We start from the raw sequence: 26,134 nt of genomic DNA, 5'->3' as shown, positions 1-26,134 counted from the left end.
TTAATTTTGTTCATTATTAAAAAATTGATCAAGAGCATTTAAATCTAAGATGTTCACACTACGTGCTTTACTGCCTTCAAACGGACCAACAATTCCTGCTGCTTCCAGCTGATCGATTAAGCGACCGGCTCTGTTGTATCCTAATTTTAATTTTCGCTGCAATAAAGAAGCAGAACCCTGTTGGGCATTGACAATTATCTCTGCCGCTTCTCTAAATAAAGTATCTCTTTCGGAAATATCTATATCAAGATTAATGCCAGTTTCTTCTCCAACGAACTCTGGAAGCAAATAAGCTGTAGCATATGCTTTTTGTGCTCCAATAAAATCTGTAATTTTTTCAACTTCTGGTGTGTCGATAAAGGCACATTGTACACGAATTACATCGTTTCCGTTGGTGTACAGTAAATCTCCACGTCCAATAAGTTGATCGGCACCTTGTGTATCCAAAATAGTTCGTGAGTCAATTTTTGAAGTTACTCTAAATGCAATTCTGGCAGGGAAATTGGCTTTAATCAAACCTGTAATAACGTTTACAGAAGGTCTTTGTGTAGCAATAATTAAGTGAATACCAATAGCGCGGGCCAATTGTGCCAAACGCGCAATCGGAACTTCGACTTCTTTTCCAGCCGTCATAATCAAATCAGCGAACTCATCGACAACCAAAACGATATAAGGTAAAAAGCGGTGTCCAGCTTCTGGATTTAATTTTCTAGACTTGAATTTTTCGTTGTATTCTTTAATGTTACGAACCATCGCATCTTTTAATAAAGAATAACGATTATCCATTTCCACACAAAGTGAATTTAAAGTATTGACAACTTTTGCGTTATCCGTAATAATAGCATCTTCCGTATCTGGAAGTTTAGCTAAATAGTGTCTTTCTATTTTGTTGAAAAGCGTAAGCTCCACTTTTTTTGGATCGACCAAGACAAATTTTACTTCCGCGGGATGTTTTTTGTATAAAAGCGAAGTTAAAACTGCATTTAAACCAACAGATTTTCCTTGTCCTGTTGCACCAGCCATCAATAAGTGAGGCATTTTAGCTAAATCGACAACAAAAGTTTCGTTAGAAATGGTTTTTCCTAATGCAATTGGTAGTTCCATTTCGGCTTCTTGGAACTTTGCTGCTCCAATAACGCTTTTCATAGAAACCATAGTTGGGTTTTTGTTCGGAACCTCAATACCGATAGTACCTTTTCCTGGAATTGGCGCAATAATACGAATTCCTAATGCTGATAATGATAAAGCGATATCATCTTCTAAACTTTTAATTTTAGAAATTCTGATCCCAGCTTCTGGCACAATTTCATATAAAGTAACCGATGGACCAACGGTTGCTTTGATTTGTGCAATTTCAATTTTGTAGTTACGAAGGGTATCTACAATTCTATTTTTGTTTTCTTCTAGTTCTTCTTGATTGATTGTAATTCCGCCAGTCGAATATTCTTTTAATAAATCGATGGTTGGGAATTTGTAATTTGATAAATCCAAAGTTGGATCAAATAATCCGAAATCGGCAACTAGGCGAGAAGCTAGGTTTTCTTCGATAATATCTTCTTCTTCCGCTTTTTCAATCACAAAAGCTTCATCTGGAGAAACTAATGGCAGTTCTTGTTTTGGAGTAATTGGCTTTAAAACAGGATTTAATTCAATCTCAGAAGAGTGTGAAATGGTTGGTTTTAAAGCTTCTTTGTTAAGTTCGAACTGAGTGTCAACGGTTTTGATATGAATATTGTCTAATTCAGGATCGCTTTCGGGTTCTTCTATCGCAAATTCTTCCAGATTATAAGCGCTTTCTGGTTGATTTACTGCAGGTTTTAAGGTTTCTAATTCTGATTTAAAATCTTTTTTGGTAGAATCAAAATACGATTGAATTTTTTCTGGTGATAATTTGATTTTGAAAATCAGATAGACAATTAGGCCAAAAAGAAGTGTCAATAAAGTTCCTGTTTTTCCAATATAATCTTGCAGGAATAAATTTAATTCGTAACCAATTGTTCCGCCCAATTCAGGGGCAGAAGTAGCGAAAAAACCAAATAAAACAGAGACAATTATAATGGCAAAAATGTCCCAAAACCAAGTGTTTTTTAGTTTTTGGGTAGAAAGTTCTAAAGCTAGAAACATTCCTGTAAGGAAAAATAGACGTACAAAAATAAAAGAGGCAAGTCCGAAACCTTTGTAGATAATCAAGTCGGCAAGATAAGCTCCAAATTTTCCCAGCCAGTTTTCGGCTACTTCGGTACGATCACCAAGCTGACTTACAACGCTTTGATCATTTTGCCATTGTCCGTTAACATAAAAAGAAATAAATGCCACTAATAATGCAATAGAAAAAAGTACCAAAAGACAGCCTAAAACAAATCTTTGTTGTTTGGACATCTTAAAAGATCTTTTATTTCCTTCCTGTTTATCGTTTTTTTTATCTACAGTTTCTTTTTTTTTTGCCATTCTTGCGTTTTCCTTTGCCTAAATAAATTTTGGAATATAAATAATCAAGCCTATTGCTATTGCAGTCATTGCGGCAAAAAATACCGCTCCAGCAGCAATATCTTTAATAAAACCGATTCGTTTGCTGTAATCAGGATGGATAAAATCGGCAATTTTTTCAACTGCCGTATTTAATCCTTCAATGCTTAAAACCAAACCGATGGCAAATGTCTGACATAGCCATTCGGTTTGTGAAATGTGAAAATAGAACCCCATAATGGTCATGATAATTCCTAAAGAGAATTGAACCATCACGCTGTGTTCTGTTTTAATCAATTTTATGGCCCCTTTAAAAGCATAAGTTACACTTTTTAAACGACCAGAAACAAAAGTATTGTCTTTTTGAAACTCCATTAGAGTGAGTGTATTATAGTGCTGCTAAAGCTGCTTCGTAATTTGGTTCGTTTGCAATTTCTGCAACTTGTTCTGTGTGAAGAACTTTTCCGTCAGCATCAACAACAATGATTGCTCTTGAGTGTAAACCTGCTAAAGGTCCGTCAACGATTTCTAGTCCGTTTGCTTTTCCGAAAGCACCAGTTTGGAAATCTGATAAGTTTACAACATTTTCTAAACCTTCAGCACCGCAGAAACGTTTTTGAGCGAATGGTAAATCTCTAGAAATACATAAAACGGTTGTGTTTTCTAATCCGCTTGCGCTTGCGTTGAAAGTTCTAACAGATGTTGCACAAGTTCCTGTATCAACACTTGGGAAGATGTTTAAAACTAATTTTTTACCAGCAAAAGTGCTTAATGAAGCTACTGATAAATCGTTTTGTACTAATTGGAAGTCAGCTAATTGTGATCCAACTGCTGGCAATTCGCCTGATGTATGAACTGGATTTCCTCCTAATGTGATAGATGCCATGTTTTTTGTTTAAAATTAATGAGGTTCAAAAGTAAGGATTAATATTTGAATCTAAAAGTATTTGTTAACGGTTTAAGGAGAGATTAAGGATGGTTTTGGAGTGGTCGCAAATTTAAGAATTTGCATTTTATTTTAGAAAATTATTCTTAGTGATAACTGAAATTTTGAGAGATTATTGTTCTTTGAATTTTTTAAGCTTTGATGTTCAACTTTGTCAAAGTTTTAAACTTTGGCAAAGTTCTATTCGCAAAGTTTATCATCCCGACGGAGGAGGGATCTCCGTTAGAAATTCGACAAAGATTGGCGACTTAGATTGTGGAGCTACTTGTGGAGATCCCTCCTCCGTCGGGATGAAGATTGTGTGAGAAAAACAGAGACTGAAAACCGCGACTGCGACTAAAAACCGAAAACATAATTAAAACCGTTTACCCGCGAGAGGGATAGGAGCAAGCTACCGAAGTAGCGCGGATAGCCCGACAGCATCCCGATAAAAAGGGGAGTAACCGTAAAGAGAATTACCCTTTTTATCGGGATGGTGGCTCGCCCTGAATATTTTAGATTTTAAAATGTAGATTTTAGATTTGCTTTGATTGGGCGTTTAACTTTGTCAAAGTTTTAAACTTTGACAAAGATTGTATGAAGACTTAGACTGAAAACTGCGACTGAAAACTAAAAAAAGCGTTTCTAAAATAGAAACGCTTTTTCAGCTTTGTTTTTTGTTTATTCTTGGGAAGGAGGGCGATTTATTTATCGATAGAACCTAAAACACGTTTCATGAACGTATTTAAAGCTTCTTTTTTATCGGTTCCTTGAGCTACTAATTTTTGTACTTCAAGGGCGCCGTACATATTTGAAATCAATTCGCCGATTACGTCTAATTCTTCGTCTTTTAGAGAAGGAATTTCGGTCATGGCTTCTAGAACTTCGATCGTTTCGATGATGTAATCCTGATCGTTTTCTTCGATGAATTGTGTTAAATGTTTGATTACTGGTAATTTCATGTTGTGGAGTTTTAATTATGAATTACGCAATTGCGTTTACCAAGTCGATTAAAACTTCTTGTTTGTTGGTCTGCGTTTCGCCAACTAATTGTCCGTTTACGAAAGTAGCGAAAGTAGGCAAGTTGCTTACATTTGCTAGTTTTCTTGATTCTGGAGAATTTTCTGCATCAACCAAAACAAAAGTGATAGCTTCATTTTCTGTTGCTAATTTTTTGAATTTTGGTTTCATAATACGGCAATTTCCACACCATGAAGCTGAATATTGTACTACTACTTTTTCGTTTTTAGCAACTAAATCTGCTAACGTATCTTCGTTTAAGTCGATTAACATTTGTTTATTTTTTAAGGTTCAAAGTGGCAAAGGGACAAAGGGACAAAGTTTTTGGAGCTTCGTCAAATGTCGCAACTAGAGGATTTGTTGCTTAAACTTTACTGTATGTTTTTTTTAGAAATTTAAAGTAGCAAAGGTTCAAGAGTATAAAGTTTTGGAACCTTTTAGACAGCAACAAAAAAACTTTGTCACTTTGTCGCTCTGAACCTTTGTACCTTTATAAAAAATTAGTTTGCGCTTAAGTATTCAGCAGTACTGATTCTGTCAGCAGACATTGCTTCTTTACCAGCTTCCCAGTTTGCAGGACAAACTTCACCTTTAGTTTGGATGTGAGTATAAGCATCAACCATTCTTAAGTATTCGTTTACGTTACGTCCTAATGGCATATCGTTAACACTTTCGTGGAAAATTTTTCCAGTTTCGTCGATTAGGTAAGTAGCTCTGTAAGTTACGTTTGAACCTTCGATGATAACTGAATCTGTATCTTCGCTGTAGCTTGTAGATTCGATATCCAAAATACCTAAAATGTTAGCTAAGTTACGGTTTGTATCTGCTAAGATTGGGTAAGTAACACCTTCGATTCCACCATTGTTTTTTGGAGTATTTAACCAAGCAAAGTGAACTTCGTTTGTGTCGCAAGAAGCACCAATTACGATAGTATTTCTTTTTTCGAATTCTGGTAATGCAGCTTGAAAGGCGTGTAATTCAGTTGGACATACAAAAGTAAAATCTTTTGGGTACCAAAATAAAAGTACTTTTTTATTGTTGTTTACTGCTTCTTCAAAAATGTTGATTTTTAAATTGTCACCCATTTCTGAGATAGCATCTACTGCAATACTTGGGAATTTTTTTCCTACTAAAGACATAATTTTCGTTTTACGTTAAATATTTATTTCTGGTGCAAAAGTAGGGCATAAGTACAGCTAGTTACAATAAGATGTGATTATAAAAATTTATAATTTGATAAATTTTGACTATTTATGTTTTTAACTTATTGAATATCAATATTTACGGGTAAAACACCAGCAAAACTATTTTTTTCTAAAAATTGAATTCCTGCCGTTTTTTGAAATTCTTCAAAATCTTGATACGCCTGAATTAATCCGAAAGCCTTTTTTAGATTCGGAATAAGTGGTAAAACGTAAGGATTTCCAAAAACGTAAACAATGCATTTTTTGGTTTCTAATAAATTTGAAAGGAGTTCAAAAACTTCATCATTTACTTCGAAATTATTCAACGGTTTTGCTTTTGGAACAAATAATGAAATGATGATGGTTTCGAAATTTTCTAATTCACTTTTAATAACCGAAATGTCCGAAGTTTCTAAACTTTCGAAAGCAAATTCTGGTGATGGTAATTTTGTATTTAAAGTTTTGAAGAATGTATTTTCGGTATTTTTATATAAACTCAGTTTCGCTAATTTGTTGTTTTTCTGAGCTTCAAGAGCTAAATCTGAAATTCCGTTATCGATGATTTTGGTAATGGCATTTTGAGCAATTTCTAGATTTAATTGGGATGTTTTTTCAAAATTTAATTCGCCTGAAATTGCTGTGTTTCCAGAAAGAATTCCTGCTTTTTCTTTAGCTTTCATGATTCGGTTATAACTTTCGAAAATTCGGTCTGGCGAAGCATTTTTATAAATCGCTTCAATTCCTTCAGGAACATTTTCGGCAAAACATAAAACGTCATTTCCAGCGTTGAAAGCTTCCCATTCTAATTGGCCTTTTGTTTCATATAGTTTAGAAACGCTGTGCATGTTTAAAGCATCAGAAATTACTAAACCATCATAACCTAATTTGTCACGCAAAAGATCCTGGATAACCGCTTTTGATAACGTTGCCGAAGTATCTTTTCTGTCATTTAAACTCGGAACTGCTAAATGTCCAATCATAATCGAATCGACATTATTTTCGATTCCTTTAATGAAAGGATACAATTCGTTTTCTAATAATTCTTCTAAAGTTTCTTTTAAAACAGGCAGTCCTAAATGCGAATCGACATTTGTATTTCCGTGTCCAGGGAAATGTTTCAAACACCCTAAAACACCAACTTCTGACATTCCTTTTAAGTATTGAACAGCAAAATCGGCTACTTTTTCTTTGTTTTCACCAAAAGAACGATAGCCAATAACAGGATTGTTCGGATTGTTATTAATATCTGCCAAAGGCGATAAATTGTACTGAATTCCAGCTGCTTTTAAGTCTAAAGCAATTTGTTTTCCAACTTCGTAAACTAAATTGGATTTGCTTTCTGGCAAAGCACCAAGTGTAATCGCATACGGATATTGTGGAGTTTTTTCAATACGCATTGCCAAACCCCATTCTGCATCAATACTGATTAAAAGTGGAGTAGAAGCGGCTTTTTGATAACGCGCAATTAGCACTTTAATTTTTTTGTAACTGTCATCGTTGAAAACAACTTTTTTCTTGCTTTCGTAATTCGTTGCAGCGCTCGCACGACTGTGGAAAAAGGTTAATCCTCCAATATTGTGTTCTCTAATAAGTCTTTCGGTTTCCTGAATATTTTCTTCGGTATCGTTGATGAATACTGCAGGAAAGAAAAATTGTCCTATCTTTTGGCGTAATGCTTCAGCTGTGATTTTCATTATTATAAAGTCTTTTTCATGCAAACACTATTATCTACTTCTTCATAAGGAGGATAATTTGGAATGATGGTATAATTTGATTTTTGATATAAGCGAATGGCTTCGGGTTGTTTTTTCCCTGTTTCGAGAATGGTATAAGTATAGCCAATTTCTTTGGCCCAAATTTCAAGAGCAGTCAAAACAGCGGCAGCGATTCCTTTGTTTCGATAATCTGGATGAACATACATTCTTTTTATTTCTGTTGTGCCAGATTCTTTTTCTCGAAAAGCGCCACAAGCGACAGGAATTCTATTTTCGTAATAAACGATTGTATGTTTTATTTTATCAATTTTATTAAACTGATTATAAAAAGAATGATCTTCTCCATCCCTAATTGCTAAATCTTGATCTAACAAAGCAACCAGATTTATAAAATCAATATCGTCTGAATTGGTTCGTTTTATGGTAGTCATGATTTATTGCTTTTGTTTCCTACATCTTTACGCAAAGCTTTGTCAAAGTTTTAAACTTTGACAAAGCTACCAGCGTTTAACTATGTGTTGAGAAATGAGTTTCTCTTTTATACTCTTTTCACACAAAAATAAAATCTAGGTTTCTATGTGTTTAAAAAGATTGTTTTATTTCAACTTTGCTTTCTTTTGTTTAGCCAATTGCTTTTTGGTTTCAATGGCTTTTTCTAATCGGTTTTTGAAACGGAAAAGTTTTGGCAATCCTTCCAATCGGTCTTCAATAGTGATTTCTTCATAAACCACAATTGCTTTTTCCAAAACGCGGATTTCATTATCCAAATCATTTTCGTTTTTGTAGATCGTTGCTAATCGATCGTAAGGATGATTTCCTTTAAAGCCTTCTGCAACATTTTCTTCATACAATTCAATTGCTTTTTCAAGATTTCCATTTTTCTCGAACTCAGTTCCTTTCAGATTTCGTTCGGCCTGCAAATTTTCATTGATTTCCATATGTAAGAGTTTGATTTGGGTTTAAACTTCTTATGATTTTTTCCCAAAATCTTTCGGGAAAATTAAAAAACGTGATAAAATAAGACCTGGAATTGTAGCTATTAAAACCCAAATAAAGAAGTTTTGATAGCCTAAAAATTTCTGAATATAACCGCTTAACATTCCTGGAAGCATCATTCCTAATGCCATAAATCCAGTTGCAAGTGCATAGTGTGCTGTTTTTGATTCTCCCTCGGCAACGTGAATTAAATACATCATAAATGCTGTAAAGCCAAATCCGTAACCAAATTGTTCCAAAATAACAACGGCATAAATATAATAAATTGATGTTGGGTGAAAAAAGGCTAATAAAATGAATCCGATTATAGGTAAATGCATCGCCAAAAACATTGGAAACATCCATTTGGTAAGACCATGTCTGGAAATGGCAATTCCTCCCAAGATTCCTCCTAAAGTTAAAGCTGCAACACCAAAAGTTCCGTAGATGATTCCAACAGCTTCGGTATCTAATCCCATTCCGCCTACTTGAATTGTTTTCTGATTTCCATTTTTTGAAATCAATCCATCAATAAAAGTAATTCTTGCTTCATTTACTTTTTTGTATTCTTCATTTTTTTTAGGCAACGTTTCTTTTAAAGCTTTTTTACCCTTTCTGTTTTCAACTACAACAGGTAATTTTGAATATAATAACTCTAATTCTGATTTTTCAAGTTTTACGCCAGCTTTTACTTTTGTATTAAATATTTCTAAAGCTTTGTTTTCATTTAAATCAGAACTTGTTTCTACTAATTCATATTTAATAGGGTCAATTAAAAAAGGAGTTAGCATTTTTAATAGCTGTGATTCTCCTAATCTAAAAATAAGAATGAAGATTAAAACAATGGCAATTTGCTTTTTCTTGAAGAAACTAATAAATATAGTTCCGAAGTTCTGATGATGAGTTTCTTTGTTTTCAGTAGGATTGATTTCATTTTTTGGCGTAAAAATGAAATTGTAAACTGTGATAAAGGTCATTAATAACCCAACGCAAATCATCGTATATGACCATGCTTTTGTGTTGTCGCCATATTTATGTTCCAAATATCCTGCAAAAAGTACTATTAATCCGTTTCCGGCCAACATTGATAATCTGTAAAAAGTACTTCTGATTCCGAGGAAAAAAGATTGTTGTTCTTTTGGTAAAACCAATAAATAAAAGCCGTCGCTCGCAATATCATTAGAAGCTGAAGCAAAAGCGGCAACCCAGAAAATGGCAAGTGTCATCATAAAAAAACCGTTCGTTGGGATTGTAAATCCAACTAACAGAAAAGCAATCGAAATAAGCAATTGCATGGATAAAAACCATTTTCTTTTAGTTCCTGTCAATTCAATAAACGGACTCCAAAGTGGTTTTACAACCCAAGGAAGATATAATAAACTGGTATAAAGACCAATGTCTTCATTGCTGATTCCGAGATTTTTGTACATTAAAACCGAAACCGAAATAATTACGGCATACGGTAATCCAGATGCAAAATTTAGAAGCGGAATCCAGAACCAAGGTTTATTATCTATTTTCATTTGGTTGTGCAGGTGTATAGTTTTTAAATGGTTTTTTTAGATCTATGGCAGTTGGAGTGCTTTCGTTGGCATAATAATCAATAAAAGTTACCGCACAGGCTTTGTACAGGTTTAATTTTCCTGCCGCTATTGCAAAAGTGATTTTTCCATCTACTTCTTTTATAGTTACTTTTTCAACAATTTTAGTGGCATCGTTAATGTCAATTTTTGAAACGTGATCCGCTCCATAAACTACCATATAGCGAACCTTTGTATTCAGTGGACTTTTGAATGTAAAGTTATATTTAATACTATCTTTATTGTACTCCAATATTTTTGGCGTATCGATAATGACGTGTCTTAAATTCGGAACTGCTGCAGGAAGAGCAGGATATTTATACTGGTTTTCTTCTAAATGACGAACTACATCAAAGTTTTTGCCCATGAACCATTTTGAACTGAAATAGGCACTTCCAGAAACATTTTTGAAAGTTCTTAAATAATCAACTTGTGTTGGAATTTCGGTCATAAAATTCCAGCTTTTATCTGAATCTCCTCTAATTTTATAAGAGGCATGACCAATATAAACAGCAGTATTATTAGAATTCTCAGACCACCATTTTACCAATTTAGAATATGAAGCTCTTGTATTATTCATACTCCAATACAACTGAGGCAGAATATAATCAATCCATTTTTGATCCATCCACAACATTGGATCTGCATATAAATCGTCATAATTTGAAGTTGATTGTGTTTCAGAACCTCTTGGATCCTGCGATTTATTTCGCCAAACCCCAAATGGACTTATTCCGAACTGAACCCAAGGTTTGCTATCTTTTATAGTAGTAGAAATTGTGTGTACAAAGTTGCTCACATTTGCACGACGCCAATCGGCACGGCTTAAACCTGCACCATATTTTTGGTAAGAAGCATTATCATTAAATGTTTTTCCAGGAACAGCATAAGGATAAAAATAATCATCAAAATGAATGGCATCAATGTCGTATTTGTCAACCACTTCTTTTACCACTTTTGTTAAATGTGCTTGAACTTCTGGCAATGCAGGATCGTAATAATATTTTCCGCCGTATTCAATCATCCATTCCGGATGTTTAAATAGATCATGTCCAGAACTTAAAAGATTTTTATTCAAATCAAAAGTCGCACGATAAGGATTTAACCACGCATGAAATTCAAAACCGCGATTGTGGGCTTGTTCAATCATCCAAGCCAAAGCATCATAATATGGGTTTGGAGCTAGACCTTCTTTTCCAGTTAAAAAACGAGACCAAGGTGCAAATTCTGAAGGATAGATAGCATCACCAACACTTCTAACCTGAACGATTACGGCATTGTAGTTTAGTTTTTTATAAGCTTCCAGAATTTCTATATAATCAGCTTTCTCTTTCTCAACATTATCCAAACTTGTTTTTGGCCAGTCAATATTTACTACGGTAGCAATCCAAACACCTCTAAATTCATTTTTAGGATGCATTGTTTTTTCCTGTGCAGAAATCGTCGAAACGAAAAATATAAATAGAAAAGAGAATATTAAATACTGATTTTTATGCATTTCAATGTTTTTTAACAAAAACCAAAAGTAGTTTTTTTAGATGATTAAAGGAAATTTAAATTTCGCAATAATAATACCATTCTTTTTGAAATACTAAACTTTGAATATCAGTTTTCTTTTATATAAAATCCATAAGATAATTGACCAAAATAGAGCATAAGCCAGTGCATAAGCCAAGGATGCATTTAGTGGATTTTCAAAATTAGGAACAATTCCAAACTGGTACACATAGGTTTGGAAGCCAATTTCTTCACCTCCAATTTCTGGATTTTGCATTTTTATAGAACTCATTACCCTCGGAATTATTCCCGAAAAGTAAAAAACAATCATTGGATTTACTCCCCAGATTAAAAACAGTTTGGCCCACTTTTTATAATTTGCCACATCAATAACATAATATAGAAGTGTCAAGCATAAGGTAGCAATACCACCTGTGTACAAAACATAAGAACTTGTCCAAAGTGATTTGTTGATTGGGAAAATAATATTCCAAAGTAATCCAGAGATTAAGAGAACAATTCCAGCAATTACCAGTTTTTTTACAATTTCGATTTTAGCAACAGACAAATTTAAAATTTGTCCTATAAACATTCCGGTGATTCCAGTTGCTATGGCTGGTAGCGTACTTAAAATTCCTTCTGGATCCCAGGTTTTAGAAACGCTCCAAAGATGTCCTTTTAGAACTAAATTATCGAGCCAAGCTGCCAAATTGGTGCCTTTTTCAAAATTGGCTTCTCCGATTCCAGGAACAGGAACAAAAGCCATTATGACATAATATCCAACTAGAATTGAAAGAGCAGTTATGATTTGTGTCTTTAAATTGGTTTTTAAATATAAAAGCGATGTAAAGAAATAAACGATGGCAATTCGCTGTAAAACGCCCGGAATTCTAACCTCTTCGAAGTGTTCTAAACCGCTGTAAGCTAAAAATAATAATACGGCTAAGATTCCAAAAACAAGATATGTTTTGATCTTCAAACTAAAATTTCCTAGAAGAGCATAGGCGATTCCGAAGAAAATAATGAGTCTTACTGCTAAAAGTGGTAATCCTTCTAGATCAAATAAATGAATTCTGCTGAAAAAGTTTAAAGAAAACCCTAAACAGAAAATACGCAGCGATCTAACTAAAATTTTATTAAAAACAGAACCATCAAGATGTTTAACTGGCATGGCAAAAGGTATTGCTGTTCCCATTATAAAAACGAAAAAAGGGAAAACTAAATCGGTTGGGGTACAACCATGCCATTCTGCATGCTCTAATGGTGGATAAATAGAAGACCAGCTTCCAGGATTGTTAACTATTGTCATTAGAAAAATAGTAAATCCTCTAAATACGTCCAGTGAGGTTAAACGTTCTTTTGTCATGGTTTTGGTTTGTGGTTGGTAGTTAATATTAATCAGGAAATGAAATTTTTCCCATAGTTACAGAAGGAATTTTTACAGAATTGAATTTAAAATCTCCTCCAGCAACAGTTTCATTGGCTAAAACAGCAAAAAGAATTGCTTCTTTGGCATCACTGTTAATTCCTAAATCATTGCTTTTGAAGAAAGGACAAGGCAGCAATTCTTTCAGCCATTGTACTAAAAGTGGATTGTTTGCTCCTCCGCCAGAAAGATAGATTTTGAAATCTTCTATTTTGTATTGGCTGTTTTGAATTGTAAATTGAATCGCTTCCGCAATAGTTTCGGCACTAAAACGAGTTAAAGTAGCCAGTAGATCTGGTGCTGAAATATTGGTAAAATTGCTTTTAGAAAGTGCTAATTCAACATATTCGGCATTAAATAATTCCTGTCCGATTGTTTTTGGAAATCCTTTTTTGAAAAAAGCATTATCTTTAAGATGATCCAATAACAACTGATTTACAGTTCCTTGTTTGGCTATTTCGGCATCTTTATCATAGCTTTTTTCTGGAAAATATTTTTTCACAAAAAGATCAATCAAGGTGTTTCCGGTTCCGGTATCGGTTACAAAAGTTTCTTCTGTTTTTAATGCAGCAGGCAAATATGTAAAATTAGCAATACCACCAATGTTGAGCATAATTCTGTTTTCACCTTCTTTTCCAAATAAAAAATAATCGCCATAAACTGCCAATGGAGCGCCTTCTCCACCAGCGGCAACATGTTTTTGTCTAAAATCAGATAAAGTGATAATTCCTGTTTTTACCGCAATATGATCGCCATCTCCAATTTGAAGTGTCGCATTTGGAAATTTTTCCTGCTGATGCAAAAACTTTGGCGCATGTAAAACGGTTTGTCCGTGAGAAGCAATTAAATCAATATCTGATGAAGGAATATTCCATTTTTTTAAAGCATCATTTATCATTTCCGCATGAAGTAAGCCAATCCATTCGTTAAGCAAAACCAAATGCTGGAATTCGATGTTTTTTTTCGCAAAAATTTTACGGATTTCAGTTTTAATTTCTTCTGAATAAGTAACGGTTTCAAATTGAACTAATTTCACATCAGTATTTGTCCCAGATCCTGAAATTTCACATAAGGCAATATCAAGTCCGTCAAGGGAAGTTCCTGACATTAATCCAATTATACGTTTCGTTTCTTTTTGAGCAATTTTATAAAGTGCGTTTATATTTTTGTTCATGAAATACGTTTTTTTGTGCAGAACTTTGTCAAAGTTTTAAACTTTGACAAAGCTACAGTTTACTTGATTATAGATTCATAAATTATTTTCTGAATATCTTCACGAATCTTTTCTTTTGCCAATTTATTTCCTTCTTCGCCTACTTCAGGATAGGTTCTGTTCGACAAAAAGACATAAACAGTTTCGTTTGCTGGATCGACCCAAGCCATATTTCCAGTAAAACCAGTATGACCAAAACTTGACGCTGAAGCGCATTGGCAAGTTGGACCATCTTTTCCTAATCTTTTATCAAAACCTAAACCTCTTTCAACGCCTTGAGCGCAATAAAAGCAAGTGTTAAAAGTATCAAATGTAGCTTCAGAAAAATAACGTTCGCCGCCATAACTTCCTTTTTGAAGAAAAAGCTGCATCATTTTTGCCACATCCATAGCGTTCGAAAAAATTCCTGAGTGTCCTGAAACTCCGCCTTCCATTGCGGCCGCCATGTCGTGAACATAACCTTGGATCAATTGATGTCTAAAATAAGTATCAATTTCAGTTGGAGCAATTACATTTTTATCAAATTTCAATAATGGATTGTAGGTTGTGTAATTCATTCCCAAAGAATTGAAAAAGTTTTTCTGACTTAAATCTTCCAATTTTTCATGAGTCGCTCTTTCCAGATATTCTTTTAAAATGATAAAAGTAAAATCACTGTATTTGTATTCTTTTTTTAATGAAATAGGAGAATCGGCAATAAATTTCATGATCGTGTCATGGTAATCATTTCGAATAAAAAGACTATCGGCTACTTTGGTTGTGAAATTTTTCTCTGGAATTTTTCGGTAGTATTTCTCCATCGGAAAACCTTTGGCATCTAATGTCGATTTGTAAAACGGACTCCAAGCAATTAATCCAGCGTAATGATTTAAAAGATCTTTAAAAGAAATATCTTTTTTATTCGACTTGGCAAACATTGGAAGCATTGTCCCTAATTTGGTTTCTAATTCGACTTTGTTTTTATCATATAGCTGCATTACGTTTGGAAGCGTAGAAATCATTTTTGAAATCGAAGCCACATCATATAAATCGGTATTTGAAACTTTTACTTTCTTGTCGTAAGTTTGATATCCATACGATTTCTGAAAAACAACATTTCCTTTTCTCGCTACTAAAACCTGCATTCCTGGTGCCATTTTTCCATCAATTGCTTTTTGGGCAATGGCATCAATTTTAGAAAGAATTGCTGAACTCATTCCCACATTTTCTGGTGTTTCAAAACCTAAACGATCGATTTTTTCGGTATCGATTCCTTCATTAACTTTGAAATTGTCATTGATAGAAACAGGAAGTTTTCCTTTGGCTTGTTTGGCTCCGAATAGAATTTCGGCAGAAACAATTTGAGAAATCGTCGAATTTTGGTAAGAAACCATCAATGCTTCCAAATCATCAAAATTTTTGATCGAAAGTAGCGAATAAGGTTTTGCAAAAACATCTAAAATGGCCTTGTTGTTTGCAGCAATTTTATTCAAGAAAAACAATTCGTTTGAGTTTAAATCGTGCTTTTCCCAAGCTTTATTCACTTTGTGATAACCCAAAATAACCAAATCGAATTTTTTTAATGCTTTGTTTAAAGAATCGATGTTGGTATTTGAAACTTCTGTTACTTCGGTATATTTTTTTAAAGTCGAAACAAAAGCACTGTTTACATCTTCTCCCAGTTTTACGTAGGCAATTTTCTGATTCAGATTTTTGATTGGTAGAATGTCTTTTTTATTTTTTAAAACCGTTGCAGCGTTTTCAAATAAATTATATTGAAGCGCGTCTTTATCAGGACTGGTTAAGTCTTTTTGTAAATTTTTTAAATCAATTGGTTTGTATTTGTTTAAACCTGCTTTGAATTTGTAATGCAAGATTTTTTTAACCGAATGAGCCAAACGTTCTTCTGTAATATCTCCTTTTGCATAAAACGTTTTTAGTTTTTCAATCGCAACTGGCACATCATCAGGACATAAAAAAATGTCATTTCCTGCTTGTAAAACAGCCAATTCAAGATCGCCTACAGGTTTAAAATTACTTGCGCCTTTCATACCTAAACCATCCGTAAAAATTAAACCTTCAAAGCCTAATTGTTTCTGCAATAACTCAGTTACTACATTATAAGAAGCAGAAGAAGGAACATTTTCGCGTGGTTCCAAACTTGGAATATTAAGATGCGCGACCATTACAGAAGCCAATCCTTCGTCAAAAAGCTGTTTGTAAGGATAGATTTCAACTTCATCCAAATGTTCTTTTGTAAAAGAAACCGTAGGAAGTGCTTTATGAGAATCTACCGCAGTGTCTCCATGTCCTGGAAAATGTTTTCCGGTACACAAAACGCCCTGACTTTGAATGCCTTTCATTATTGCAGAAGCACGATTGGCAACATTTGTTTTGCTTTCGCCAAAAGAACGATTTCCAATAATTGGATTTAAAGGATTGGTATTGATGTCTAAAACTGGTGCAAAGTTGAAATGAATTCCCATTCTTTTGCATTCGCTTCCCATTTGTCTGCCGACTTTTTCAATCCAATCTAAATCTTGAATGGCGCCCAAAGTCATGTTCCAAGGATAAGCGTAAGTCGAATCTAAACGCATGCTTAATCCCCATTCGGCATCAAGACCAATAAACAATGGAACTTTGGCTTTTGATTGGTAAATGTTGGTTAATTTCGCCTGACGAACTGGTCCGCCTTGAAAGAAAATTAAACCGCCAATATTGTATTTAGAAACCAGTTCTTTTACTTTGTTGACATGTACAGAATCTTTATTCGAATAAGCATTTGCAAAAAATAATTGCCCTAATTTTTCATCTAGAGTCATTTTGCTGTAAATACTGTCAGCCCAACGATTTTCGGCATCACAATCTGGAACAAAAGGCTTTTTTTCTGCTTTGCTTTTCGGTACGTAAACTTCTTTATTTTCTGTAGAAATAGGCTGATTTGTTTCGACAGCAGTTTTGCTCTTTTTTGAAACACCGCAATTGACGCTTAAAAAAAGAACAGCTGTAAATAAACCTATTTTTATAATGGCATTTTTCATGAAATAGTGTTGGGCAATTAAAAAGAGATTTTTTCTTCTGTGCGTTGGCTAGTTAAATAAATTCCGATGTAAGTAAATAATCCGTTAATAATAATTAATTCATTATCGAAAGTATATCCGAATAATTGTGCTGAATGTTCGCTTAAGAAATAGGTAAATATTGGCGAAAGTAGACAGATTAACGGAATCAATTTGTCATTTACGATTCTTGATTTTTGTAACAATCCAAAAGCATATAATCCTAATAAAGGTCCGTAAGTGTAAGAGGCTGCTCTGAAAATTAAAGCTACAACAGAAGCATCATTAAACGAATTTAAAATGATGATAACCAAAAACAACAAGATTGAAAATGCAAAATGCACCCAATGTCTTATTTTGACATTTTTGCTGTTATCTAGATTTTCAGATTTATCCATTCCTAAGAAATCAACACAAAATGAAGTTGTTAGTGCTGTTAAAGCTGAATCGGTTGTAGCAAAAGTGGCAGCGATAATTCCTAAAAGGAAAACAAATGCTGGAACAATTGACAAATGATTTAAAGCAATTTCAGGAAAAAGTAAATCGGTTCTTGGTTTTCCTGTTGCTAAATCTAGCGGAATTTGAACATTGTTTTTTGAGGCGTAGATGTACAATAAAGCACCCAAACTCAAGAAAATAATATTAATTAAGACAAAAATTCCAGTAAAAGTGAACATGTTTTTTTGTGCTTCGCCAATGTTTTTACAGCTTAGATTTTTTTGCATTAAATCTTGATCCAGTCCAACCATTGCAATGGTAACAAACATTCCGCCTAGAATTTGCTTTACAAAGTGGTACTTGCTCGTAAAGAAATCATCAAAGAAGAATACTTTAGAATAATTACTTTTCTGAATGGTTGAAACCGACTCAAGGACAGTCAGATTTAGACTATCACAAACAAAATAAATGGTTATAAACACTGAACTAACTAAAAAAAACGTCTGTAGAGTATCGGTAATAATAATGGTTTTTAGACCGCTTCTAAAAGTGTATAGAAAGATAAGCGCTAAAGCTAAAAGTACCGTTACTGGAAAAGGGATATTGAAATCATTGAAAACATAACGTTGTAAAACAATCACAACCAAATACAATCTAAAAGCCGAGCTAATCGTTCTGCTGACTAAAAATATAGAAGCAGCGGTTTTGTAACTTCTAATTCCCATTCGGTGCTCGATATAACTGTAAATCGAAGTCAGATTCATTCTGTAATAGAGTGGAAGTAGGACTTTTGCAATAATGATAAATCCTATAGCATTTCCTAAAACAAATTGAAAATACTTGAATTGTTCTCCGTTTGGCGAACCAACTTCTCCAGGAACAGAAATAAAGGTAACGCCGGAAAGCGCTGTTCCGATCATTCCAAAAGCAACTAAATACCATTTAGAATTTTTATTGGCTTTGAAAAAAGAATCATTGTCCTGGCCTTTTTTACTAATTACGTTTGAAATAAAGAGTAAAAGTCCGAAATAAACAAAGATGAAAATGAGAATTGTGGTAGAAGACATTTTGGTTTGGTTTTAGAAATCTGGTTATTTTTTGCTGTTATGATCTAACAATACAGCGCGTACACTTTTATGTTTTTGGAGTAATTCTTCGGCCAAATCATATTCAATTGCAAGTTCTTCCATAATCATTTTGATGCCTCGTTTTACTAATTTTTCATTAGACAACTGCATGTCAACCATTTTGTTGCCTTTTACTTTTCCAAGTTTAATCATTACTGAGGTAGAAATCATATTCAGAGTCAGTTTTTGAGCTGTTCCTGCTTTCATTCTTGTACTTCCCGTTAAGAATTCTGGTCCAACAATTAATTCAATCGGATAATCTGCTTCCTGCGCAATAAGCCCGTTGCTGATGCACGAAATACTTCCTGTTTTGATATTGTGTTCTTTGGCTTTTTTTAAAGCTCCCAAAACATAAGGTGTATTTCCAGAAGCAGCAATTCCGATAATAAAATCTAAACTTGAAATTTCAAATTTAGCTAAATCTTTCCAAGCTTGCTCTGTATCATCTTCTGCATTTTCAACCGCTTTTCTAATTGCAGTATCTCCTCCTGCAATAATTCCGATAATCATGTCGTGAGGAACTCCAAAAGTTGGCGGACATTCTGATGCATCTAAAATTCCGATACGCCCAGAAGTTCCAGCTCCAATGTAAAATAATCTTCCACCTAACTGCATTTTCTTTACAATTGCTTTGACTAATTTTTCAATTTTCGGAATTTGTTTCTCGATAATCTGCGGTACTTTTTGGTCTTCTTTATTGATGTTAGTCAATAATTCGTTTACAGTCATTTGATCCAGATCTTTGTACAAAGATTCTTGTTCGGTTTCAGGATTTTTATTTCTCATCTTTTTTCTTTTTTTGATTTATAAATGAAAGATTGGTTTGATCTTTCACTTCGATATTTGATATAGGAAATCTCTATTTTATAAAAAAATAGTCAGTTTTTGGGTTTTTGGTTGGGGTTTAAAAGTGTTTCTTAATAAAGCAGATAGGGCTTTCTTATTTTATAAAAGGCTTCGATATCTTTTTTCCAGCTGTCGCGAATTGCTTTTTCAGAAGCTCCAGATTCGATTTGCTGTTGTAATTTTTTTGTTCCAGCCAGTTTCGTAAAAAAGGCATTAAAGAATTTAGATTTATCGGCTGTATTTTGATAGGCTTTGATGAGCCATTTTAATTCTAATTGTTTTAGTTTCGGATAGGCTGTTAAATCTTCACCGAAACATTCTTTTCCATTGTATAAAGGATCCTTAGCCCCAAAATTTGGCTTTGGAGTAAAACTGAAATTGGTTTTAGTTAAGTATGGAGAACCATAAATTTGAAATTGTTTTTCAGTGCCTCGTCCCATGCTCACATTTGTTCCTTCAAAAAGGCATAAACTCGCGTACAGATTTATAGATTGATCGTTTGGTAAATTTGGAGAAGGTTTTACAAGTAAGCTGTAAGCCATTTTTCGATCATAATTCAAACAAGGAATTACGGTTAATTTGCATTGAACTCCATTTTTAAGCCATTTTTCTCCGTTGATCATTTGTCCATATTCGCCAATTGTCATTCCATGCATCAGTGGAATTGGGTGCATGCCTACAAAACTTGTAAATTCTTTTTCTAGAAGCGGACCGTCTACAATGCTTCCGTTTGGGTTTGGTCTGTCTAAAATTATAAGTGGGACATTATTTTCTGCGCAAGCTTCCATTACATAATGCAATGAAGAAATATACGTGTAAAAACGTGCTCCAACATCTTGTAAATCGAAAATCATAATGTCGATTCCGTTTAATTGTGCAGGTTTTGGTTTTTTATTATCTCCATAAAGAGAAATAATTGATAAGCCTGTTTTAGGATCTTTTCCGTCAACGACATGTTCACCAGCATCTGCTGTTCCTCTAAAGCCGTGTTCTGGCGCAAAGATGGTTTGTACTGCAATTTTTTTCTCTAATAAAAAATCAACTAGATGAGTTTTGTTAGACAAAATTCCAGTTTGATTGGTTACAATTCCTATTTTTTTGTCCTTTAAAAGTGGTAAATATTTCTCGTAATTGTCGGCTCCAGTTTTTATTGTAGGAGGATTAATTTCTGATGTGCCCGATTTTCTAACTGTAGAAAACGAATTGGAATACAAAGTTGTAAAAAACAAAGAAATTACAATTAAGGCACTTTTTGAGATGAATTTTATCATTTTAATTACAGTTAATAGTTAAGGCAAAATTGACTACTAAAATTAAGTTATTATTTGATTACTGTTTAATGTTTTTGATTGATGTGATGATGAAAAATAATGAAATTTTCAGAAGGAATTTTATTTCTCAATTTTTGTTCAGTGCTATGTGTTGAGAAAAAAGATTTTTAAATAACTGCCTCTGTTTTGATTAGGTTTCAGAGGCAGTTTATTATTAGAGCAAATGTTTATTGTGTTTTGAATTACCAGCCAGGGTTTTGTTTTAATTCTACACCTTGAGCTTTATATAAATCAATATCATTTGTCGGGATATTTAATAGATAATGTTTTGGTTCAAAATTTCTAGTACTTGCCGGATATATTTTTACATATCCATTTGCATCAACAACAGTTTGTGAGCCAACAGGAGTTCCAATTCTAGCTCCAAGATTTACATCAATGTTTTTAGAAGTGTCTAAATAATCGCCTTTTTTCCAACGATAAATATCTGCTTGTCTTAAAGTTGTCCAACTCATAAATTCAATTTGACGTTCACGACGTACTTCCCATATTAGAGGATTTACAGTTCCTGTAAGTTGTTCTAAAGAAGAAGTTCGTCTAGGATCGTTAATTTGTATACCACCAGCAGAAGCATTTGTACCATCAGTTGTTAAAGGTGCAATTCCAGCACGAATACGAACTTTGTTGATAGATAAATCAAGATCTGCATTTGTAGCACTTCCAAGTTCTGCACAAGCTTCAGCGTAATTTAGATATACTTCGCTTAATGTAAATAAAGGAGCATCAGTATAGTTACGCCCTCCAGTAGTAACATCTGGACCAGTGGTTGCTGGATTGTTGTACAATTCAAATATATAACCAGACATTGAAACTAAAGCTGCTGTACCAAAAGGTTTTCCTTTGTAGCCGTAGTTGGCTGGGTTCACTGTTTTTCCAAAACGGGGATCTCTGTTGGTAAATGTATTTGTAACCGTATTGTCACCAAGATATTGTGTGTTTCCTGCTTGTTGAATAGGTAATCCATTTGTTGTTACATAACTGTCAGCAGCCCATTTTGTCAAACCATACTGAATTGTTGAGGTATTGGTATAGTTTTGAAGTGAATGCATTAGTACGTTTGTTAAATAACGTTTTGCAAGGATAACTTCGGTATTGCCTAGTAATTCGACAGAATTGTAAAGGCTTTTCCAATCTGAATTTAATTTATAACTTGGGTTGTTCATTATTGCTAATGAAGCAGTTTTGGCTTTGTTTAAGTAAGCACTTCCATCTTGATTTAAATGGTATTTTCTGTAAGTTCCCTCATAAAGGCAAGCATTACTCAAAGCAGCGTACGCAGTATATTTGTTCACAGTAACATTTTTATCATCTGAAGCCAGCATTAAGTCAGCAGCTTCTTGCAGTTCTGCAATTACTTTATCCATAATTTCTGCTCGAGGCATTGCTGGAGCATAAACTTCAGCATCTGCCTGTGATAAAAACTTGTCTGTATAAGGAACATTACCAAATTTCTGTACTAAACGAAAATAAGTGTAAGCTCTAAAAAATTTAGCTACCCCTAAGTAGTGATTTTTTCTTTCCTGAGACATACTTACGGTTGGTACTTTTTCTAACATCAGATTACAACGACGGATTAGGGTGTAATATTCGTTCCAAGAATATTGCATTGTCGTAGCCGCAGTAATTGGCATTTGATAAAATGTAAAAGCAGCTAAGTTATCATCTACTCTGTAATCACTTCCATGATAATAGAAGAATGAAAGTCCAATCGTAGTTCCGTTTCCGTAACCATAAAAAGTATCATAGTTTACCCATGAAAACGTTTTTACGTTATCTTCAGACTGCCAGAAGTTGTCGTTTGTAAACTTATCTGCAGGATCATCTGTTAGATAATCTGAGCAGCTCACTGCACTCATTGAAGCTATTGTAGCAGCAAAAAACAGCAGAAATTTCGATTTTATATTTGATTTTTTCATTTTTAAAGTTTTGTATTGTTAGTATTAGAAAGAAAGCTCAACACCAAAAGACCATGTTTTGGTATAAGGATAAGCTCTTCCCCAGAAAACTTCTGTCTCATCAATTTCAGGGTCAACAGGAAGACGTTTGTCTTTCCATGTTACTAGGTTTTCTCCTGAAGTATACAATCTTACTTTTTCTAATCCGGCTTTACTTACTAAACCTTTTGGAAGTGAATATCCAAGGCTGAAATTTTTAAGACGGAAATATGACATATCTAATAAATATCTTGTAGAAGTAACAAAGTTGTTTTGGCCTTGAGTACCTGATCCAAAAGTGTTGGCTTCATTTCCATAGTATGGGTTTGGCCAGTAAGCTCCTGTATTTTGTGGTGTCCAGTAGTCAGCTTGATTTTCATACATTTGCTGAGGTGCACGGAAGAAAGGCAATACAACATCTGAAGCTGCCCAGTAATCTCGTTTTCCAACTCCCTGGAAGAAAGCAGAAACATCAAAGCCTCTATATTTTCCTCCTAATGTTATACCATATTTATAACGTGGTGTAGAGTTACCGATTTTTCTCAAATCTCCATGATCATCGGCAGTTCCTGCGCCACGAGTAATGGCTCCGTCACCATCTAAATCTAAGTAATGAACGTCTCCAGCACCATATTTAAAGTTACCACCCATAGTTTTAGAGTAGTCAACACCATTTACCGTTTTACCATTATTTGTAATTACGTCATCAGCTTGAAGAAGTCTGTCACTAGTTAATCCCCAGATTTGGCCAATTTCATAACCATCATAATAAGGATAAGTAGTAGGAGTAACCACAGCTAATAATTTAGAGCTATTATTCCATTTTGTAATTACAGATTTGTAATCTGATAAGGCTACATCAACAAAAACCGAAGCATTTTCGCTTAATTGTTTATTGAAATTTAATGAAAGTTCCCATCCTCTGGTTCTCATATTTCCTGAGTTGGTTTGAGCTGCACTTTGACCAAATGAACCTGGGAGTGTTATTCCTGGAGCAAGCATTCCTTTCGTGTCACGCTGGTACCAGTCGAATGAAGCGCCAAGCATATCAAAAATTCTGATATCAATACCAACATCTTTAGTATATACTTTTTCCCAAGTTAATGTTGGATCAACGTTAGTTGGTAATCCCATAGAAGGCGGAAGAGTAGAACCACTGTTTACCCATGAAGGATTTGTTGAGTTTAATACAGATAAGAAAGCATTGTTTCCTACATTTTGATTTCCAATTGCTCCAATAGAACCACGTAGTTTAAGATCTGTTAACCAGCTACGTGTATTTTCCATAAATTTTTCGTTTACGATTTTATATCCAAAAGAAGCAGATGGAAAAAATCCCCATTGTTCGTTTGTAGGGAATCTTGAAGAACCATCATAACGAGCATTTAATTCTAAAAGATAGATTCCGTTATAATCATAATTTATACGGCCAAAGAAACCGGCGATTGAGTATTCTGTTTCTGCAGGGTTAAGAGAAGTATTTGTGGCCCCTGAAACAAATTGTTCTCCAACTGCCAGATTGAATTCAGGTTTTGATTTGTCTAAAAGTGTATTTCTTCGTGCGTAATTACGAGAGAAATTTTGCCACTCAGAGTTAAAACCTGCTAAGAATTTTAAGTTATGATTTCCGAATTGTTTTTTATAATTACCATAAACGTTCACTACATTGGTAACCGATTCAGATTTAGATTGTGCTACATAATCATTTCCTGCTTCAAGAGTTGCAGGAGTAGCGGTTTGAATTGTAGTAGCATCATAAGGCATTGCAGACCAGCTATCCCATGCTAAGAACTTACCACCATTTTGTTTTCGGTTGTAGGTTTCATTTACACTGCTTACTTCGGCAATAAGATTTAAATCTTTAGTAATATCTGCTGTAAATTTACCGCTTAACCTAGTATTACGTTTAACGTTTTCATTTCTTGATGCATTTGAAATATATCCTCCTGCTGTACGGAAATTGTATCCTCTATACGTTCCGAAATTTGGAAAATATTGTCCCCAACGAAGTGCATAACCAAAGTAACCTCCGTAACTTGTATCGTCTGTTCCTGAACCTCCATAATAGTTAAATGGCTGATCATACTTATTGTTGATTGTCATTACTTTGAAATCACCAGTAAGCCAGTCGGCTAGTTTTGTTGTAAATCCTAAGTTGATATTTATTCTTCGTCTTTCTTCCTGATTTACTCTCAGCATTCCATCTTGATTTGTATACCCAAATGAAGCGAAGAAAGAACTTTTTTCTCCTAAATTTCCTTGAGCAGAAATGTTATGGGTGACTTGAAGTGCATCTTTTGCATACAATTCTTTATTCGCATCCCAAACTCTGTAAAAATAGGGAGTACCATTTCTAATTTCCCAGTCTTCACCATAAACCATTTCGTGACTGGTACGATTATTTGCGTATTTCTGTTTCCAGTTTTTGATTCCCTCTAGTAAGATATTATAATTCTGACCAAATATCTCAGGAGTAGAACCATCTGTACGGGTTCCTGCAGCAATTAAGCCAGGGATTTCATCAGTTGGATCTAAGAATTTTAATGTAGAAATCGGATTAACGAAAGCAGTGTTTGCGCTATAAGAGAATCGTACTTTTCCTTCTCCTGTTTTACCTCCTTTGGTAGTAATAAGAACCACACCGAATGCTGCACGAGCTCCATAAATAGAAGCAGAAGCGGCATCTTTAAGAACAGACATTGTTGCAACATCATTCGGATTAATTAAGGCTAAATCTGTTGGAACTCCGTCTACTAATATTAAAGGAGCATCAGAACCATTAATAGTACCAGCCCCACGGATATTTATGTTTGCGGCACGGTTGATATTTCCTGAGTTAAAAGCAATATTTACACCAGGTGTGGTTCCCTGTAATGCTTTACTAACATCTGTTAAAGGTCGGCTTCCTATTGTTTTGGCAACATCAATTGAAGCAACTGCACCAGTTAAGTTTGTTTTTTTCTGAGAAGAGAATCCTACTACGACAACTTCGTCTAGTTTAGAAGTGCTTTCTGAGAGACTTACATTAATTTTTTGCTGTCCTTCTACTTTTACAACATAAGTTTCATATCCCATGTAGCTAAAAGCGAGACTTCGGCCCGGAGCAATACTAATACTGTAGTTTCCATCAAAATCGGTAGTTGTGCCATTGGATGTTCCCTGAATTAGAACACTAACTCCAGGAATTGGAATTCCGTCTGCTTTGTTTTTTACGGTTCCAGTGATTGTTTTTGTTTGCCCAAAAGTTACTTGAATGAACAAAACCAACAATGAAATAAGAAATAGTTTTTTCATGATTACTTGGTTTTTTATAATGGTTGTTGAGCAAATATATTTATTTATTGCATACAAATGCATTATTTTGTAAATATTTTTAAAAATTCAATCAAAAAACGCAAAAAAACGCAAATTTTGCATGT

Annotated in this window: 19 protein-coding genes; all 19 read right to left on the bottom strand. The window is 34.1% G+C overall.

Features of this window, described 5'->3' with window-relative positions:
* Positions 1-2,448, bottom strand: a complete 2,448-nt coding sequence (locus VGE71_RS04435; protein WP_331137214.1) for a DNA translocase FtsK — start codon at positions 2,446-2,448, stop codon at positions 1-3.
* 18 nt (positions 2,449-2,466) lie between these two features.
* Entirely contained in the window at positions 2,467-2,841 is a 375-nt protein-coding gene (locus VGE71_RS04430; RefSeq protein ID WP_331137213.1) for a diacylglycerol kinase family protein, read from the bottom strand.
* Between the two features lie 13 nt (positions 2,842-2,854).
* Positions 2,855-3,352: a thiol peroxidase gene (tpx, locus tag VGE71_RS04425; RefSeq protein ID WP_331137212.1), complete on the bottom strand. Its 498-nt coding sequence runs from the start codon at positions 3,350-3,352 to the stop codon at positions 2,855-2,857.
* A gap of 743 nt (positions 3,353-4,095) precedes the next feature.
* Positions 4,096-4,353 (bottom strand): DUF6952 family protein, encoded by a 258-nt coding sequence (locus VGE71_RS04420; protein ID WP_008462029.1) that lies wholly within the window; start codon positions 4,351-4,353, stop codon positions 4,096-4,098.
* Between the two features lie 22 nt (positions 4,354-4,375).
* Positions 4,376-4,684, bottom strand: coding sequence for a thioredoxin family protein (locus VGE71_RS04415; RefSeq protein ID WP_007805605.1), 309 nt, complete (start codon positions 4,682-4,684; stop codon positions 4,376-4,378).
* A 227-nt stretch (positions 4,685-4,911) separates the two neighbouring features.
* Complete coding sequence (locus VGE71_RS04410) at positions 4,912-5,550, bottom strand: peroxiredoxin (protein ID WP_012024184.1); 639 nt, start codon at positions 5,548-5,550, stop codon at positions 4,912-4,914.
* 125 nt (positions 5,551-5,675) lie between these two features.
* Positions 5,676-7,289, bottom strand: a complete 1,614-nt coding sequence (locus VGE71_RS04405; protein ID WP_331137211.1) for a glycoside hydrolase family 3 protein — start codon at positions 7,287-7,289, stop codon at positions 5,676-5,678.
* Between the two features lie 2 nt (positions 7,290-7,291).
* On the bottom strand, positions 7,292-7,741 hold the full coding sequence (locus VGE71_RS04400; protein WP_331137210.1) for a GNAT family N-acetyltransferase: 450 nt from the start codon (positions 7,739-7,741) through the stop codon (positions 7,292-7,294).
* A 165-nt stretch (positions 7,742-7,906) separates the two neighbouring features.
* Positions 7,907-8,248 carry a hypothetical protein gene (locus VGE71_RS04395; RefSeq protein ID WP_144214974.1) on the bottom strand — a complete coding sequence of 114 codons (342 nt, stop codon included), beginning with the start codon at positions 8,246-8,248 and terminating at the stop codon, positions 7,907-7,909.
* Positions 8,249-8,278: 30 nt separating this feature from the next.
* On the bottom strand, positions 8,279-9,808 hold the full coding sequence (locus VGE71_RS04390; protein WP_331137209.1) for an MFS transporter: 1,530 nt from the start codon (positions 9,806-9,808) through the stop codon (positions 8,279-8,281).
* The gene (locus tag VGE71_RS04385; protein ID WP_331137208.1) at positions 9,795-11,363 is read right to left on the bottom strand and encodes a glycoside hydrolase family 10 protein; all 1,569 of its coding nucleotides are present in this window, start codon (positions 11,361-11,363) and stop codon (positions 9,795-9,797) included. The genes VGE71_RS04390 and VGE71_RS04385 overlap by 14 nt, the downstream gene beginning before the upstream one ends.
* Before the next feature lie 93 nt (positions 11,364-11,456).
* The gene (locus VGE71_RS04380; RefSeq protein WP_331137207.1) at positions 11,457-12,728 is read right to left on the bottom strand and encodes an acyltransferase family protein; all 1,272 of its coding nucleotides are present in this window, start codon (positions 12,726-12,728) and stop codon (positions 11,457-11,459) included.
* A 28-nt stretch (positions 12,729-12,756) separates the two neighbouring features.
* On the bottom strand, positions 12,757-13,962 hold the full coding sequence (locus VGE71_RS04375) for an anhydro-N-acetylmuramic acid kinase (protein ID WP_331137206.1): 1,206 nt from the start codon (positions 13,960-13,962) through the stop codon (positions 12,757-12,759).
* Between the two features lie 59 nt (positions 13,963-14,021).
* Complete coding sequence (locus tag VGE71_RS04370) at positions 14,022-17,021, bottom strand: glycoside hydrolase family 3 N-terminal domain-containing protein (RefSeq protein ID WP_331137205.1); 3,000 nt, start codon at positions 17,019-17,021, stop codon at positions 14,022-14,024.
* A gap of 17 nt (positions 17,022-17,038) precedes the next feature.
* Complete coding sequence (locus VGE71_RS04365) at positions 17,039-18,544, bottom strand: sodium:solute symporter (protein WP_331137204.1); 1,506 nt, start codon at positions 18,542-18,544, stop codon at positions 17,039-17,041.
* 24 nt (positions 18,545-18,568) lie between these two features.
* Positions 18,569-19,390 (bottom strand): N-acetylmuramic acid 6-phosphate etherase, encoded by an 822-nt coding sequence (murQ, locus tag VGE71_RS04360; protein ID WP_331137203.1) that lies wholly within the window; start codon positions 19,388-19,390, stop codon positions 18,569-18,571.
* 131 nt (positions 19,391-19,521) lie between these two features.
* Entirely contained in the window at positions 19,522-20,721 is a 1,200-nt protein-coding gene (locus VGE71_RS04355; protein ID WP_331137202.1) for a DUF1343 domain-containing protein, read from the bottom strand.
* Positions 20,722-20,963: 242 nt separating this feature from the next.
* Positions 20,964-22,697 carry a RagB/SusD family nutrient uptake outer membrane protein gene (locus tag VGE71_RS04350; protein WP_331137201.1) on the bottom strand — a complete coding sequence of 578 codons (1,734 nt, stop codon included), beginning with the start codon at positions 22,695-22,697 and terminating at the stop codon, positions 20,964-20,966.
* A gap of 24 nt (positions 22,698-22,721) precedes the next feature.
* Positions 22,722-26,009 (bottom strand): TonB-dependent receptor, encoded by a 3,288-nt coding sequence (locus VGE71_RS04345; protein ID WP_331137200.1) that lies wholly within the window; start codon positions 26,007-26,009, stop codon positions 22,722-22,724.
* Between the last annotated feature and the right edge of the window lie 125 nt (positions 26,010-26,134).

The sequence above is a fragment of the Flavobacterium sp. genome (assembly GCF_036405015.1).
GTDB lineage: Bacteria > Bacteroidota > Bacteroidia > Flavobacteriales > Flavobacteriaceae > Flavobacterium.
The sequence above is the reverse complement of the archived record's forward strand: the minus strand, read 5'-3'. Positions and strand labels throughout refer to the sequence as shown.